The organism is Shouchella oshimensis, assembly GCF_004375095.1.
Lineage (GTDB): Bacteria > Bacillota > Bacilli > Bacillales > Bacillaceae_D > Shouchella > Shouchella oshimensis.
In genome coordinates this window covers 39,846-54,932 of record NZ_SNUX01000004.1, presented here as the reverse complement: position 1 = coordinate 54,932, position 15,087 = coordinate 39,846, and the positions used below count along the sequence as shown (strand labels likewise).

15 protein-coding genes are annotated in these 15,087 nt (G+C 40.5%); 13 read left to right on the top strand and 2 right to left on the bottom strand.

The features are described 5' to 3' along the window. Position 1 precedes the first annotated feature (1 nt). The 7 genes from E2L03_RS15890 to E2L03_RS15860 are packed head-to-tail and all read left to right on the top strand — an operon-like array spanning position 2 to position 7,101. Positions 2–997, top strand: a complete 996-nt coding sequence (locus E2L03_RS15890; RefSeq protein ID WP_134259626.1) for an ABC transporter ATP-binding protein — start codon at positions 2–4, stop codon at positions 995–997. A 19-nt stretch (positions 998–1,016) separates the two neighbouring features. Beyond that, complete coding sequence (locus E2L03_RS15885) at positions 1,017–2,651, top strand: peptide ABC transporter substrate-binding protein (RefSeq protein ID WP_134259625.1); 1,635 nt, start codon at positions 1,017–1,019, stop codon at positions 2,649–2,651. 55 nt (positions 2,652–2,706) lie between these two features. Further along, entirely contained in the window at positions 2,707–3,633 is a 927-nt protein-coding gene (locus E2L03_RS15880; protein ID WP_124742562.1) for a S66 peptidase family protein, read from the top strand. 6 nt (positions 3,634–3,639) lie between these two features. Further along, positions 3,640–4,557 (top strand): C40 family peptidase, encoded by a 918-nt coding sequence (locus E2L03_RS15875; RefSeq protein WP_134259624.1) that lies wholly within the window; start codon positions 3,640–3,642, stop codon positions 4,555–4,557. Continuing rightward, positions 4,536–5,561 carry an ABC transporter ATP-binding protein gene (locus E2L03_RS15870; RefSeq protein WP_437183244.1) on the top strand — a complete coding sequence of 342 codons (1,026 nt, stop codon included), beginning with the start codon at positions 4,536–4,538 and terminating at the stop codon, positions 5,559–5,561. The genes E2L03_RS15875 and E2L03_RS15870 overlap by 22 nt, the downstream gene beginning before the upstream one ends. Positions 5,562–5,580: 19 nt before the next feature. Continuing rightward, positions 5,581–6,732: a CapA family protein gene (locus tag E2L03_RS15865; RefSeq protein ID WP_134259623.1), complete on the top strand. Its 1,152-nt coding sequence runs from the start codon at positions 5,581–5,583 to the stop codon at positions 6,730–6,732. Between the two features lie 12 nt (positions 6,733–6,744). Next, complete coding sequence (locus E2L03_RS15860) at positions 6,745–7,101, top strand: DoxX family protein (RefSeq protein WP_124742558.1); 357 nt, start codon at positions 6,745–6,747, stop codon at positions 7,099–7,101. A 31-nt stretch (positions 7,102–7,132) separates the two neighbouring features. Here the strand turns inward: E2L03_RS15860 and E2L03_RS15855 are convergent, their stop codons facing one another. Further along, positions 7,133–7,474 (bottom strand): winged helix-turn-helix transcriptional regulator, encoded by a 342-nt coding sequence (locus tag E2L03_RS15855; protein WP_038483126.1) that lies wholly within the window; start codon positions 7,472–7,474, stop codon positions 7,133–7,135. A gap of 125 nt (positions 7,475–7,599) precedes the next feature. On the opposite strand from E2L03_RS15855, the gene E2L03_RS15850 reads away from it, so the two are divergent. Beyond that, positions 7,600–8,433, top strand: coding sequence for a VOC family protein (locus E2L03_RS15850; RefSeq protein ID WP_134259622.1), 834 nt, complete (start codon positions 7,600–7,602; stop codon positions 8,431–8,433). Between the two features lie 74 nt (positions 8,434–8,507). After that, positions 8,508–9,092 (top strand): nitroreductase family protein, encoded by a 585-nt coding sequence (locus E2L03_RS15845; protein WP_124742556.1) that lies wholly within the window; start codon positions 8,508–8,510, stop codon positions 9,090–9,092. 24 nt (positions 9,093–9,116) lie between these two features. Here E2L03_RS15845 and E2L03_RS15840 read toward each other — a convergent pair whose 3' ends face one another. Then, positions 9,117–9,803 (bottom strand): universal stress protein, encoded by a 687-nt coding sequence (locus tag E2L03_RS15840; RefSeq protein ID WP_134259621.1) that lies wholly within the window; start codon positions 9,801–9,803, stop codon positions 9,117–9,119. Positions 9,804–10,413: 610 nt separating this feature from the next. Here E2L03_RS15840 and E2L03_RS15835 point away from each other — a divergent pair. Genes E2L03_RS15835 through E2L03_RS15820 form a run of 4 tightly spaced genes read left to right on the top strand, consistent with a single transcriptional unit; the run spans position 10,414 to position 15,074 of the window. After that, positions 10,414–12,837: a Na+/H+ antiporter subunit A gene (locus E2L03_RS15835; protein WP_038483118.1), complete on the top strand. Its 2,424-nt coding sequence runs from the start codon at positions 10,414–10,416 to the stop codon at positions 12,835–12,837. Next, positions 12,824–13,246, top strand: coding sequence for a Na(+)/H(+) antiporter subunit B (locus E2L03_RS15830; RefSeq protein ID WP_038483116.1), 423 nt, complete (start codon positions 12,824–12,826; stop codon positions 13,244–13,246). The genes E2L03_RS15835 and E2L03_RS15830 overlap by 14 nt, the downstream gene beginning before the upstream one ends. Before the next feature lie 3 nt (positions 13,247–13,249). Further along, the gene (locus tag E2L03_RS15825) at positions 13,250–13,594 is read left to right on the top strand and encodes a Na(+)/H(+) antiporter subunit C (RefSeq protein WP_038483113.1); all 345 of its coding nucleotides are present in this window, start codon (positions 13,250–13,252) and stop codon (positions 13,592–13,594) included. Beyond that, positions 13,587–15,074, top strand: a complete 1,488-nt coding sequence (locus tag E2L03_RS15820) for a Na+/H+ antiporter subunit D (RefSeq protein ID WP_055736921.1) — start codon at positions 13,587–13,589, stop codon at positions 15,072–15,074. Before E2L03_RS15825 ends, E2L03_RS15820 begins: the two co-directional genes overlap by 8 nt. The last annotated feature ends 13 nt before the right edge of the window (positions 15,075–15,087 follow it).

Genomic DNA, 15,087 nt, shown 5'->3' with positions numbered 1-15,087 from the left:
CATGCCGTTATTAGAAGTGAAAGATTTACATATTCATTTTAAAACATATGGTGGTGAGGTTCAGGCCGTTAGAGGTGTAGATCTAACGTTAGAAAAGGGGGAAACCCTTGCCATTGTTGGAGAGAGTGGCTGTGGAAAAAGCGTCACTGCACAAAGTTTGATGCGTTTATTGCCAAAAGGAATTGCGAAAGTAAAAAGTGGTGAAATTTGGTTTAAAGGTCAGAATTTGTTGAAGTTGTCTGATAAGAAAATGAGACGAATTCAAGGTAATGATCTAGCGATGATCTTTCAAGATCCCATGACATCACTTAATCCGACGTTGACAATTGGTACACAATTAACAGAGGGTATTCGGAAACATACATCTATTTCTGCTGCTAAAGCGAACGAAAAGGCACTTGAGATGCTAACCATTGTCGGTATTTCAAATGGGGAAGAGCGGTTGAAGCAATATCCACATGAGTTTAGCGGTGGTATGAGACAACGGCTCATGATTGCAATGGCCCTTATTTGTGAGCCAGATATTTTAATTGCAGACGAACCAACAACGGCACTAGATGTCACCATTCAAGCACAGATTTTAGCGCTTTTTAAAGAAGTGCAACGTAAAACAGGTGTGGCGATTATTCTAATTACGCACGACCTTGGGGTGGTTGCTCAGCTAGCAGATCGTGTGCACGTTATGTATGCAGGAAAAGTCATTGAACAAAGCAATCGTCGAGAGTTGTTTTATCAAGCAACGCACCCTTATACAAAAGGGTTACTACAATCCATTCCACGATTGGATGATGCAAAAGAAGAGCTTATTCCAATCGCTGGAACACCACCTGATTTATTTGCTCCACCGGCAGGGTGTCCGTTTGCTGCACGTTGTCACTATGCAATGGATGTTTGTCGTTACCATATGCCAGTAACAACAGCAATAACGGCGACTCATAAAGCAGCTTGCTGGTTACTTGATCCTAGATCAAAGGGTGTTTTTGAAGAGCTTGGATAACACAAAAGGGGGAATTTCCATGCAAAAGAAATGGTTAGTAGGAACAATGGCAGCAACAATGATGTTAGCGGCATGTACAACAGGTACGTCAAATGATGCAGAACCAGGCGGTAATGATAATACGAATGATTCGGATGGGGGAGACAAGATTTTAATTGTGAATAATGGTGCGGAGCCAGTAAGCCTTGATCCGCAAATAGCGTTCGAATCGGTATCGAGTGCACCACTTAACAATATTATGGAAGGGTTGATGAGATTAAATGCTGAGCACGTACCTGAAGAAGCCACTGCTGAGCGTTATGAGGTTTCTGAAGATGGCTTAACCTATACCTTCTATCTACGTGAAAATGCAAATTGGTCTAACGGTGATCCAGTTACAGCAGAAGACTTTGAGTACGCGTGGAAGCGACTAGTTGATCCAGAAACAGGGTCCCCGGCGGCATTTTTAGCAAATTTAATTGAAGGCGCCACTGAATTTTATGAAGGGGAAGCCACTGAAGAAGATGTTATGGTTACGGCGCTAGATGAAAAGACGCTAGAAGTTGTTTTGAATAGCCCGCAACAATATTTCTTAAATCTTATTACGAATCCATCCTTCTTCCCTGTCCATAAAGACACAGTTGAGGAAGACGGGTCATGGCATCAAGAAGCGAGCACGTACGTTGGGAACGGACCGTTTACTTTAACAGGCTGGGATCATAATACCGAGCTGCGAATGACTCGAAATGATCACTATTGGGATGCAGAAAGTGTTGCGCTGGATGGTGCCACATGGTTAATGTTAGAAGATCAAAATACAGCATACAGCTTATATGAGCAAGGTGGTCTGCATACGACAACACCTCCTGCCGATCTAGCTGAAGAGTTAATTGCTAGTGGGGAAGTGGATTTATATGACCAAGCAGGAACATACTTCTATCGTTTCTTAACAACAGAAGAGCCGTTTCAAAATAAAAAGATCCGTCAAGCGTTTGCAAAAGCGGTTGATCGTGAAACGATTGTGGAAAGTGTCATTCGTCAAAATCAACGACCAGCTGGAGGATTTGTTGCTTACGGTTTCCCAGAGCCATCCGGAGAGGATTTTAGAGAAGTCGGCGGAGACTTATTTGCATATGATGTTGAAGAGGCACAACAACTTTTAAGAGAAGGAATGGAAGAGGAAGGGTACGAAACCTTGCCGAATGTAACGATTTCTTATAGCTCAGGCCCTGCAGAACATGAGCGTATTGCGGAAAGCCTCCAGCAAATGTACGCGGAAAATCTGGAGGTAGATGTGAACCTTGAAGTCGTTGAATCAAGTGTCTTTTTAGATCGTCAACGTGGATTAGAAATGCAAATGTCCCGTTCGTCGTTCATAGCTGATTATGCCGATCCTATTAATTTCTTGGAGAGTTTTATTACTGATAGTTCAATGAACAGAACAGCATGGTCAAATGAAACATATGATCAGTTGATTGCAGATTCAAAAGCGGAGGCTGATGAAGAGCGCCGATTCGAGCTTTTACATGAAGCAGAAGCACTCGTTTTAGATGAAATGCCATTCTTTCCATTGTACTTCTACAATCAACCGGTTCTACAACATGAATCTGTATCTGGCATTGTTCGCCACCCAGTAGGGTATACAGAATTAAAATGGGCAGATTTAAACGAATAAGCTAGGGGAGGGAGCTATTGTCTCTCTCCTTCTTTCTATTTGGAGGGTCAAATGAATGAAAACCATTTATCCAAAACCGATTAAGGCAGGAGATACGATTGGCGTTATCGCGCCAGCTAGTACACCATTAATGAAGAATATTGAAAAAAGCAAACACCTGTATGAAAAAATGGGGATCTCGATTGTGACCTCTCCTCACTTAACGGACGGGTACGGCTATTTAAGTGCTGCTGATTCTCATAGAGTAAAAGCGTTAGAAGATATGTTTACAAATCAAGATATTGCAGGGGTTTTCTGTGCTTGTGGTGGCTACGGTACACCGCGTATTGTCGATCAAATTGATTATCAACTAATTGCAAAACATCCAAAAGTATTTTGGGGATACAGTGATATTACGTGCTTACACACAGCGATTCATCAAGAAACAGGTCTTGTGACCTTTCATGGTCCGATGATGAGTTCAGACTTAACAGGTGAGATTGACTCGGTAACCGAACAAGGGTTGAATCAAATTGTAAAGCCAACCCCTCTTATGTTGACGGAGCAGACAGAACCTCTTTCGATTCTGCAAAGTGGACGTGTGAGCGGCCCATTTGTCGGTGGAAATTTAACTCTGTTATCCAGCTTAGTCGGAAGCCAGTACCAGCTCAATGCAAAAGGGTCCATTCTGTTTATTGAAGAGATTGAAGAAGAGCCGTATCGTATTGATCGTATGCTGAATCAACTGAGGCTCGCAGGTATTCTTGACGATGCAAGTGGTTTTGTAATCGGCAATTTTAATAACTGTTCACCGAAAAAACGCCATCGTTCTCTAGCGTTAGATGAAGTGTTTGATCATTATTTAAATCAAGATGGAAAGCCTTGTATGAAAGGTTTCTCAATTGGTCATTGCATGCCAGTCTATTCGGTTCCTTATGGTGCTCAAGCTACATTAGATACAGAGAAGAAAATCGTATCCATTGAACCTGGTGTAAAGGAGTGAAGCGGGATGAATATAGAATGTGTAAGTGTACCAGTTTCAACTGTATGGACGACGAAAGCGTCACCTCGCTCCATTGATTCTCTTATGACACGAGAACCCTATCAATTAGAACGTTATTTAGAAAAAATGACTTATGACGACCGTCTCCAGCTTTGCACGAACGACCTTGCGCAAACACAGCTTCTTTTTAATGAATCTGTTTATGTAGTTCAAGAAGTAGATGGTTGGAAAGAAATTCTCATTCCAAGTCAGCCAACAAGTAAAAACGAAGACGGATATCCAGGCTGGGTACCAAGCCATCATCTTGTAGTAGCCGATCCTAACGAACAATTGACAGTTCGAGCAATCATTGTCGAACAAACGGCGTGGCTCTTTACGAAAGAAAAGAAAGCATGGCTACAAGTGAGCTATGGAACAGAGCTAACTGTTTTGGATGAATTGAACGACTGGATTAAAGTAGAAACACCCCTTGGCCATGCCTTAGTAAAACGAAAGAATGTTCAATTTTCATTCAAGAAAAATAATGGGCAATCTATGGTAGCAGAAGCACGACGCTTTCTAGGTTTGCCATACTTATGGGCAGGAATGAGTGGTTTTGGTTTTGACTGCTCTGGTTTTGTTTATCGCCTTCATCAAATATGTGGGATAACGATTCCTCGAGATGCTTCCAATCAATTTCGATCAGGAGACACTATAGCTGAACAAGAAATGAAGGAAGGAGATCTTCTTTATTTTGCCTATGAAGAAGGGAAAGGTAGGGTTCATCATGTTGCCATGTATGCAGGGAATGGCAACATCATTCATGCGCCGAAAACTGGGAAGGTAGTGGAAGAGATACCATTAACCGATACGGTTTACGAGAAAGAGTGGTGCGGTGTGAGGCGTTTTTTAAATTCTTCACTATGGGAGATGAAGACAACATGATGACTGAAGATGTAATGGTAGAAGTGAAGAATGTAAAGAAATATTTTCAATTAAAAAAGAACAAAACGCTTAAAGCAGTAGATGGTGTATCTTTTGCCATAAAAAAAGGGGAAATGTTTGGATTAGTAGGAGAATCGGGTTGTGGAAAATCAACGCTTGGGCGAACAATGTTACGTCTCTATCAACCTAGTTCAGGGAACATACTCTTTAAAAGCCAAGATATTCACCATGCATCTGCATTACAAAAGAAAGAACTTGATCAACGTATGCAGATGATTTTTCAAGATCCATATGCATCGTTAAATCCTCGTTCCATGGTAATGGATATCATTGCAGAAGGTTTAGATGTACACGGGCGCTTGAAAGGGAAACAAAGAAAGGAAAGAGTTTTTGAACTTCTGGAAACAGTTGGTTTGAGCAAAGAGCATGCAAATCGTTATCCCCACGAATTTAGTGGAGGACAGCGGCAGCGTATCGGCATCGCTAGAGCACTTGCGCTAAACCCCGAATTTATTGTTGCGGATGAACCAATCTCTGCATTGGATGTTTCTATTCAAGCGCAAGTCGTAAATCTATTACAAAAGCTTCAACGAGAACAAGGCTTGACGTTTTTGTTTATTGCTCACGATCTATCAATGGTGAGGCATATTAGTGATCGAATTGGAGTGATGTACTTAGGTAAGCTCGTTGAATTAACAACCAGTGAGCAACTATATAAAACACCCCTACATCCTTATACAGAGGCATTGCTGTCAGCAATCCCTATTCCTGACCCTGATCTGGAAGACAAGCGTGAAACCATCTTACTAGAAGGAGAGATTCCTAGTCCAATTTCTCCACCAAGTGGCTGTGTATTCCGAACGAGATGTCCCAAGGTAATGGAAAAATGTGCTATTATGGAACCAGAGATGAAGGAATATAAGCCTGGTCATTATGCTGCTTGTCATTTACACGATGAAGTAGAAAGTAGAGGGAAGGAAGAAGCTGCTGTGACAGGAGATTAGTCTGAGGGGAGTCAAGGAAATGAGACGAACCATTCCTACTTTTGGATTGCTTCTGCTACTAATGAGTGGTTGTCAGGCAGAAGTGGAAGCGACTGAGAAAGATGTATTGTTCTTAGGAGAGATGAAACAGCGAGAGGTGGGTGAGCGTTCAGCTCATTCAAATCGTTTTCATTTGACTACGACGATAAGTGCAGTCGGGGATGTGCTGATACATGATCGTGTGTATGAGGACGCAAGGGTAGAGGGGGGATTTGATTTTTTACCCATGCTGACTAATGTTGCCCCATACTTACAAGCGGCAGATGTGACCATTGCGAATATAGAGACTATGATTGGTGGCGAAGCCCTTGGTCTGTCAGGCTACCCTGCTTTTAACTCACCGTTCGAAGTGGGTGATGCGTTGAAAGAAGCTGGTGTTAACGTTGTAACGTTAGCGAATAATCATACTCTGGACCGCGGTCCTCAATCGATCATGAATGCCTTAGATTATTGGGATGAACTAAATATACCGTATACAGGAGCCTTTCGAAATAAAGAAGATGCTACCGAATTACGTATTATTGAGAGTCAAGGTATCTCTATTGCGATACTAAGCTATACATATGGAACAAACGGCATCCCGGTACCAGACGGAAGGGATTATTTAGTGAACCTTTCAGAGTCATCGTTTATGGCAGAGCAAATCAGGGAAGCAGATAAAGAAGCTGATGCGGTGATTGTTGCCCTGCATGCTGGCGAAGAGTACGTTGATTTACCGAATCAACAACAACGTGACTGGGTACAAGTAGCTGCGGATAGTGGTGCTACTGCTGTCATTGGTCATCATCCTCATGTACTCCAACCAAGTGAATGGGTAGAAGGCAAGCATGACCACGATATGCTTGCGGTTTATTCACTCGGCAATTTTCTTTCGGGTCAGTATGATCATTCAAGGCGCGTAGGAGGTATTTTTACTTTTGATTTGCAGAAATCTACTGATGAAAAGGCGCAAGCTATTAATCCTTCCTTCATGCCAACCTATGTTCAATTCGATGAAGGTGACAAACATTATCGAGTGACTCCAATGAAAGATTTAACGGATGCTGAGTTGCCAGAATTAGAAAAACATCTTAACGACGTTGAAGCACATATGAGTCAGTGGTTACCAGAATTAATTGTTACTAAAGAATAGGAGTACATCGTCATGTTCAGAGTCATTGGACTTTATTTGATTTCATTTTTGTTTTTTTTAGCTGGGGTTGGGCATTTTGTTATGGATGGCTTTTTTATTGAAGCAATGCCAGAATGGATACCATTTCGACCTTTTATTGTCTATGTATCAGGGATTGTTGAAATCGCTCTCGCTATTTTCCTTCTCTACAAACCAACTCGTTCTAGAGCGGGTATTTGGACAACGCTCTTCTTGTTACTTGTTTTTCCAGTAAACGTCTATATGGCGCTCTTCCCTGCTCAATATGATGTACCAGCCTATGCACTGTGGCTTCGGTTGCCACTACAGTTTGTCCTTATTTGGTGGGTTCTTAAAGTAACAAAGCCATAAAAAATTCAAGCGACACGCGCTTGAATTTTTTTTATTGTTCATTTGTCTGTGGGAATAGTTGATCTAAATGCTTGATATGATTAGATCCCCAGCTGTGCATAGCATCAAGGAGGGGTTTTAAACTTTCTCCGTAAGGCGTCATCGAATACTCAACTTTTGGAGGGATTTGAGGATAAACTTGTCGTTGGATAATATCGTTTTGTTCTAGCTCACGCAATTGGGATGTGAGCATTTTTTGTGTAATGCCGGGGATAGATCGTTTTAATTCGTTAAAGCGCATCACATCATGATTTATTAACTGAAATAAGATTTTATGCTTCCATTTTCCCACTAAGATTTCGAGCGCTGTATCGACTTGACAGGATGATTCCATTTAATCCACCTCGCAATAAAGTATCTTTTTATATACTATAGTACAAATTAGTGCGTACTTCCAATTATTGAATCGCCATTATACAATTTCTATATAGAATTAGTATATGAAGGAGGCGTTTTTACATGTATGAACATGTAACATTAGGTGAAGTGATCTTAACCGTAACGAATGTCAATGAGTCAGTTTCCTTTTATAAGGATATTATTGGGTTTAAGCATATTGAATTAAGCGAAAAAGAAGCAAAAATGTTTTCAAATGAAGGGAAGCTTCTTCTTACATTAAGAGAGAATAGAGAAGCAAAAAAGAATCCTGGTCAGCTATATGTAGGGCTTTACCATATTGCATTATTATACCCAGATCGTGCATCTCTTGGCACACAAATCAAACATTTACTCACTCATAACATTGAAATGGGTGGAGCCGACCACCTTGTTAGTGAAGCGGTCTATATTCACGATCCAGATGGAAATGGAATTGAGCTCTATTGTGATCGACCACGAACGAATTGGTCATATGAAGAGAATGGTATGATTGTTATGGACACAAAACCTCTAGACGTAACGGGGTTGCTTGCAGTCGCTGGTGAATGGAACGGTATGCCCAATGGGTTGACGATGGGCCATATTCATACTCATGTGAAAAACCTGGCTGATATAGAGGCTTTCTATAAAGACATTCTTCAATTCGATGTGATGACGTACTTTGGACAGCAAGCGTTGTTTATGTCAGGGGCAGGCTACCATCATCATTTTGGCTTTAATACGTGGGTAAGAAACAAAGAAAAGCCAAAAGAAGCGTTCGTAGGCATGGAACAGTACACCATTCATGTAAATAATGAAGAGACATTTAACAAGGTACGGAACAGAGCCAATAAAAACATTGTCGATCAAGGGGAAGCATGGTTTATCGTTCAAGATCCTTCTGAGATGTACATTAAGTTTAAGAGTCATTCATAATAGGCAGTTTCCTTGAGAAAATAACCGCTACTCTGTAAACTTAATTGTAACCATTTGTTGAAAGGGGAAGTGAAATGACTACCTTTTTTGAGGCTATTCAAACTAGACATTCGTATGAAAATGTGGCGGCGGACGCAGTCGTCTCAAAAGAGCGTCTTGTTACTGTTCTTGAGCATGTCGTGACGTATGTCCCAACGCCCTTTAACATTCAGTCTGGTAAATTGCTCCTACTTTTAGGAGAGAAGCATCGGCAATTTTGGACGGATGCTACGAAGATGAAAGAGGAGTCTACAGATCCATTTGATTACTTGCCACAGCATAATGCTGGTTTTGGAACGGTTCTTTTCTTTGAAGATCAACAAGCCATTACCGACGCAAAAAAACAATATCCAAAAAAACTTGATTACTTCTCATCATGGTCAGATCATTCATCAGGGATGCTCCAAATAGCCGCTTGGAACGCATTACAGGTAGAAGGATTTGGTGGCAATTTATATCATTATCCAATGCTAACGAGTTTGGAAGAGAAAGAAAAGTGGGGTGTACCTGAAGGGTGGCAACTAAAAGCACAGCTGCCGTTTGGAAAACCAAATGGCGCCCCGATAGAGGAAATCGAACTGGATTCCGACAAAATCATGGTTGTATATGGAAATAAATAAAACCGGAACAACGCTGTTCCGGTTTTATTTATGGAGTTTTTCTTCTCTTAATGTAGGATAGATTTTCGTAGGTTCAGTGACACGATCATCAGTCACGTGTACTTGAATCATACGGTTATGCTTCATGAATTTGAAGATACCGTTGTTAAAATCCGTACCTGTTTCTTTAAAGAAAATACCCTCGTATTTCGCTTTATTTGTATGGGAGAACATAATGGCATAGCCTTCCTCATCTTCAACAAGATAAGCACGACAGCCCTTCTCAAAATGACCTTCAAGTCCTTTAATGGCACGATCACACGAAACAACGTGGAAATCAACAAATGGAATCTCTCTTAAAAGAACATTCATAAACGATCCTTTTGTAATTTCTTCCCATCTGCTTTTAGCCGTTTGACCGATAATAATTTGCGTAATGTGGTGCTCTCTGGCAACTTCTGCGATTACTTTAACAGCTGGTTTCTTCTCATTGTCTCGAACAATAAATTCTTCAGCATCGTATTCTTCAGAAAGTTCTTTCCAGCGATCAACATATGCTGATTTCTCAGCATCCAATTCATCATAAGGAAGTGCATCAACAGTTAAAACATAAAGTGGGCAATCAAGCATAGTAGCAATTTTTGCACCCCGTTTAATTAGACGCTCTCCGTTTGGACCATAATAGACGCAAACTAAAATGCTCTCATCCATACGTCCTTTTGCTTTTTTCATGAAAGAGTTCACCTCAGCTTAATAGTATAAATCTAAGAACAAAGAAATTGTGTATGTGACGTATTCCCACACTCCCCCAGTTGCCCTTAGCGACTGAGGCTTTGAAACCAAATAATTATATAACGCTGTACAAAAAATATCAATCCATATCTTTAAATAAATGAAAGTTTTTTTACTCTATAGTAAATGCACAAAAAACCAATTTGACTGGACGCTTGAAAATGTGACGATTTGGACACAACTAGTGAAAGCGAAGGCATATTCGATGCATGTTAACTAAAAATAGTATATACTTTTCTTTAGAAAGTAATCATTTAGTTAGGCATGTAATCGATTCCCTTCAATAAAAACCTTCCAATTAACCATGATAGATGTGCAAGAATCTAGGCTATATCCATTATAGTTAGGCGCGCAGTGAGGTTCGTGATGCTGCGCGATTTTGGCTTGTCGTACCGTTTCCATAAGCCATTGACCCCATCATACACCCATAATATAAGTAGCACAAGTTTTGGTTAGCTTCGTTTTCTAAGGGTAAACTTGTAAGGAATTTATAGCGATATGTATGTTCCATAGATGATTCAAAGTTCGTGCAGAGGAGGTTTTTTTGTACATGTTAAATCTTGCAATTGTTTCGCCTTTTATTATAGCGCTTATTGTGCCGTTATTGTATAAATCACTAAAGCGTGTACATACAGGCTGGTTTGTTTTGATTGTACCGATTGTACTCTTTCTTTATCTTGTTCAGTTTATTCCAAGTGTTGCTAGTGGAGAGGTATATATTTATGAAGTTCCCTGGATTCCGTCACTTGGCATAAATTTCACTGCTTATCTTGATGGGTTGAGCTTAATATTAGCCTTACTCATTACCGGAGTGGGAAGCCTTGTTATTCTTTATTCCATTTATTATTTGTCAAAAGAACGAGAATCTCTAGGCCATTTTTACGTTTACCTTCTTATGTTTATGGGTGCAATGTTAGGTGTTGTCTTTTCAGATAACTTAATGGTTCTTTATTTATTCTGGGAATTAACGAGCATCTCATCCTTTCTATTAATTGCTTATTGGTACCACAGACGTCAATCTCGCTATGGGGCACAGAAATCCATGTTAATCACGGTTACTGGCGGGATAGGGATGTTGGCTGGTTTCATCATGTTGTCAACGATGATGGACACGTTTAGTATTCGTGAAATCATCGCAAATGTAGCAGGGTATACGGATCACGCGCTCTTTATTCCTGCTATGCTACTCGTGCTATTAGGAGCATTTACGAAATCAGCACAGTTTCCGTTTCATATTTGGTTACCGGATGCGATGGAAGCGCCGACGCCTGTTAGTGCGTACTTACATTCAGCAACGATGGTAAAGGCTGGTATCTATTTAGTGGCTCGTTTTACACCGGTATTTGGTGGGGATGCTGTATGGTTTTGGGTCGTCAGCCTTGTCGGTATGATTACATTGTTTTGGGGTTCCTTTAATGCGGTACGTCAAACAGATCTTAAAGCCCTTCTTGCCTATTCGACGATTAGTCAACTTGGTTTAATTATGAGTTTACTAGGCATTGGATCAGCGGCTCTTTACTTCGATGCATCAAATGCAGCATCAGCCATGTATTCTATCGCTATTTTTACAGCGCTGTTTCATTTAGTCAATCACTCAACGTTTAAAGGTGCGCTCTTTATGGTTGTTGGAATTGTCGACCACGAAACAGGGACACGTGATATTCGTAAGCTGGGTGGACTTATGACGATTATGCCAGTTACGTTTACGTTAGCCGTTGTTGGTAGTTTTGCAATGGCAGGTTTGCCACCATTTAATGGATTCTTAAGTAAAGAAATGTTTTTCACTGCAGTTCTTGATGTAACACAACTCTCGTTCTTCTCCATTGATACATGGGGGATGCTGTTTCCAATCGTCGCTTGGATCGCAAGTGTATTCACCTTTGTCTATAGCATGATTCTTGTGTTCAAAACTTTTCTTGGAAAGCATCAACCAGAAAAACTTGAAAAAACAGCGCATGAAGCGCCAATTGGTATGCTGATTTCACCCGTTATTTTAGCTAGCTTGGTCATTGTGTTCTTTTTCTTCCCGAACCTTTTAGGAGAATACCTAATTAAACCGGGTTATGCAGCAGTCATGCCAACCTTTGTTGGGGTAGAGGGATACGACACACAATTTAATATATCTGCATGGCACGGCTTTAATACTGAATTGTTAATGACGTTAGGTGTTGTTGGTTTCGGAGTTGTGCTCTATCAACTGTGGCCGAAGTGGGAAGGAGTCTATGCTCTTTTTCCTAGAAAATGGACGCTTGATAATTTATACAACCGTTCGTTGCTAACACTTGAAAACCAATCCACTAATTTTACAAACCGATACATGACTGGAAACATGTATCATTACATGGTGTATATTTTTATCGCCATTCTTGTCATCGTTACAGGCGTTGTCGCTTACACAGGTGCCATTTCCATTGATTCGTCTAATGATGCACCAATTAGTATTTACGAAGGGTTTATCGCTGCCGTTATGGCTGTTACAGCTCTGTCTATCCCATTTGCAAAATCAAGATTAACAGCAATTTTGTTAAATGGCGTATTAGGATACTTGCTTGCACTATTCTTTGTCTTTTTCCGGGCACCAGATTTGGCATTGACACAGCTCGTTGTTGAAACTGTTTCAGCAGCATTATTCCTGTTATGCTTCTATTTTTTACCGGAATGGGAAAAAGAAGCGCGCAAACCACGAATTAAAGTGATGAATGCTATCATTGCTGTTTCTGTTGGAACGCTTGTTACATTATTAGCTTTATCGGTTCAAAACAATCGATTTTTCGATTCCATTTCATCGTTTTATGAAAACGCGTATGAGCTTGCTGGAGCTCAAAATATTGTGAACGCGATTTTAGGTGACTTTAGAGCCTTTGATACGATGTTAGAGGTTGTAGTACTCCTTATTGCTGGTCTCGGTGTGTACGTGTTAATAAAATTGAAACCGAAAAAAGAGGAGAGGGGGCAGGACGTTGAAGGCGAATGATGTCATCCTTCAAACCGTTTCTAAAGTAGCGGTGTTTATTATTTTGACGTACGGTGTGCACTTGTTTCTTGCAGGTCACTATGAACCAGGTGGTGGCTTTGTTGGCGGGTTAGTTCTTGCCTCAGCGTTTGTCTTACTGCTACTCTCGTTCGATATTGACACGGTTCGAAAAGGAATGCCAATTGATTTTAAATTACTAGCAGCAGTAGGGGCATTTTTGTCAGTAGGTACAGGTCTAGCTGCACTTGCATTCGGTGTCCCGTTCTTAAGTCAAACCGAAGTATCTGCTACTTTACCTATTTTAGGAGAAATTCCACTTGCTTCAGTTGTATTGTTCGAAGCAGGAGTGGCATTTGCTGTTATCGGAACCGTAGTCACAATCATTATTAGTATAAGTGAGGATGTATAACTTATGGAAACAATGATGTCGATTTTAGTTGGTATCTTAGTCACTGTTGCCACGTATTTAATCCTTTCTAAAAGTTTACTACGTGTTATTTTAGGAACGGCGATTATGTCACACGCGGTTCACATGCTTATTCTTGTTATGGGTGGGTTTTCGAGAGATTCTAGTGCGCCTTTACTTGGTGAAGATGCAGCTTCTTATACGGATGCGTTGCCACAAGCACTTATTTTGACAGCGATTGTTATTAGCTTTGGTGTAACAGCATTCTTTCTCGTGTTAGCCTATCGAACCTATAAAGAATTAAAAACTGATGATCTTACAAAATTGAGGGGACATGATAATGATGAGTAATTTATTAGTAATCCCAATGGTCCTCCCATTAATTGTTGGAATCATATTGATCTTCCTACGCCCGTTTGTTAGGACTCAAAGAGTGATTAGCTTTCTAACGATGGTTTTAACATTCGGTGTCTCCACCTATCTATTAGTGGAAGTACAGCGAAATGGTATTCAAACCCTTGATTTCGGGGGCTGGGATGCTCCGTATGGTATTACATTTGTAGGGGATAGTTTTTCTTTACTATTAACAGCAACGGCTTATTTTATTGCAGCCACTGTGTTAATCTATGTGTTTGCGACGATTGGTGAAGAGAAAGAAAAAATGTTTGTTTATCCATTAATTCTCTTACTTTTAGCCGGTGTTGCGTGTTCGTTTTTAACTGGAGATTTGTTCAATCTATACGTAGGTTTTGAAGTCATGTTATTAGCGTCATATGCATTAATTGTTCTTGGCGGGGAAAAAGGACAATTAAGGGAATCCATCAAATATGTGCTCGTAAATGTATTTTCTTCTTTTGTATTCCTTATAGCGATTGCTTTCTTATATGGTACGTTAGGAACTCTTAATTTTGCCCAGCTTTCACTTCGAGTGGCAGAAGCAGGACAACCTGCACTTCTAACAACGATTGCCATTGTTCTTCTGCTTGTATTCAGTCTCAAAGCAGGCTTGCTATTATATTTCTGGCTACCGGGTTCGTATGGTGCGCCACCGATGGGCATTGCTGCTTTATTCGGCGCTCTTCTAACAAAAGTAGGCATTTATGCGTTGTTCCGTGTATTTACCCTCTTGTTCTACCATGAGCCTGATATTACGCACACGTTAATTGGCATAATGGCTATTTTGACAATGATTGGAGGTTCAATCGGTGCCATAGCCTATAATGATCTAAGAAAAATCATTGCTTATAATGTTGTCATAGCAGTTGGTTTTATTTTGAGTGGACTAGCGATTGCCAATCAAGCCGCTATCGAAGGATCTATCTTCTACCTTGTTCACGACATGATCGTTAAGGCGCTATTATTCCTGTTAATTGGTGCTACCATTTATTTATCAAATGTTGGTAGGCTCGATCGCGTTAGTGGTATGATACGCAACTATCCACTTCTCGGTTGGATGTTCTTTATTACAATGATATCACTCGCTGGTATTCCACCATTGAGTGGCTTTATCGGTAAAGTGTATGTTGCTCAAGGAGCAATTGAATCTGGTGCTTATGTTTTACTTGCTTTCACACTCATTTCGAGTATCTTTGTTCTTTATTCGCTACTGCGTATCTTCAGAGCTGTTTTCTTTGGTGAATCGACAATTAGTAAAGAAGATATGCTTCCAATGAAGAAAGCCATGATGATCCCGAGTATCATTTTTGTGGCTGCTTCCTTTGCTTTAGGTTTTGGAGTTGAAGGAATTGCTGGAGTGGTAAGCGATGCTGCTGAAACGTTAATGAACCCGACGATCTATATAGAAGCAGTTCTAAATCAAGGAGGCGCTTAAATGAGTTTGTTTC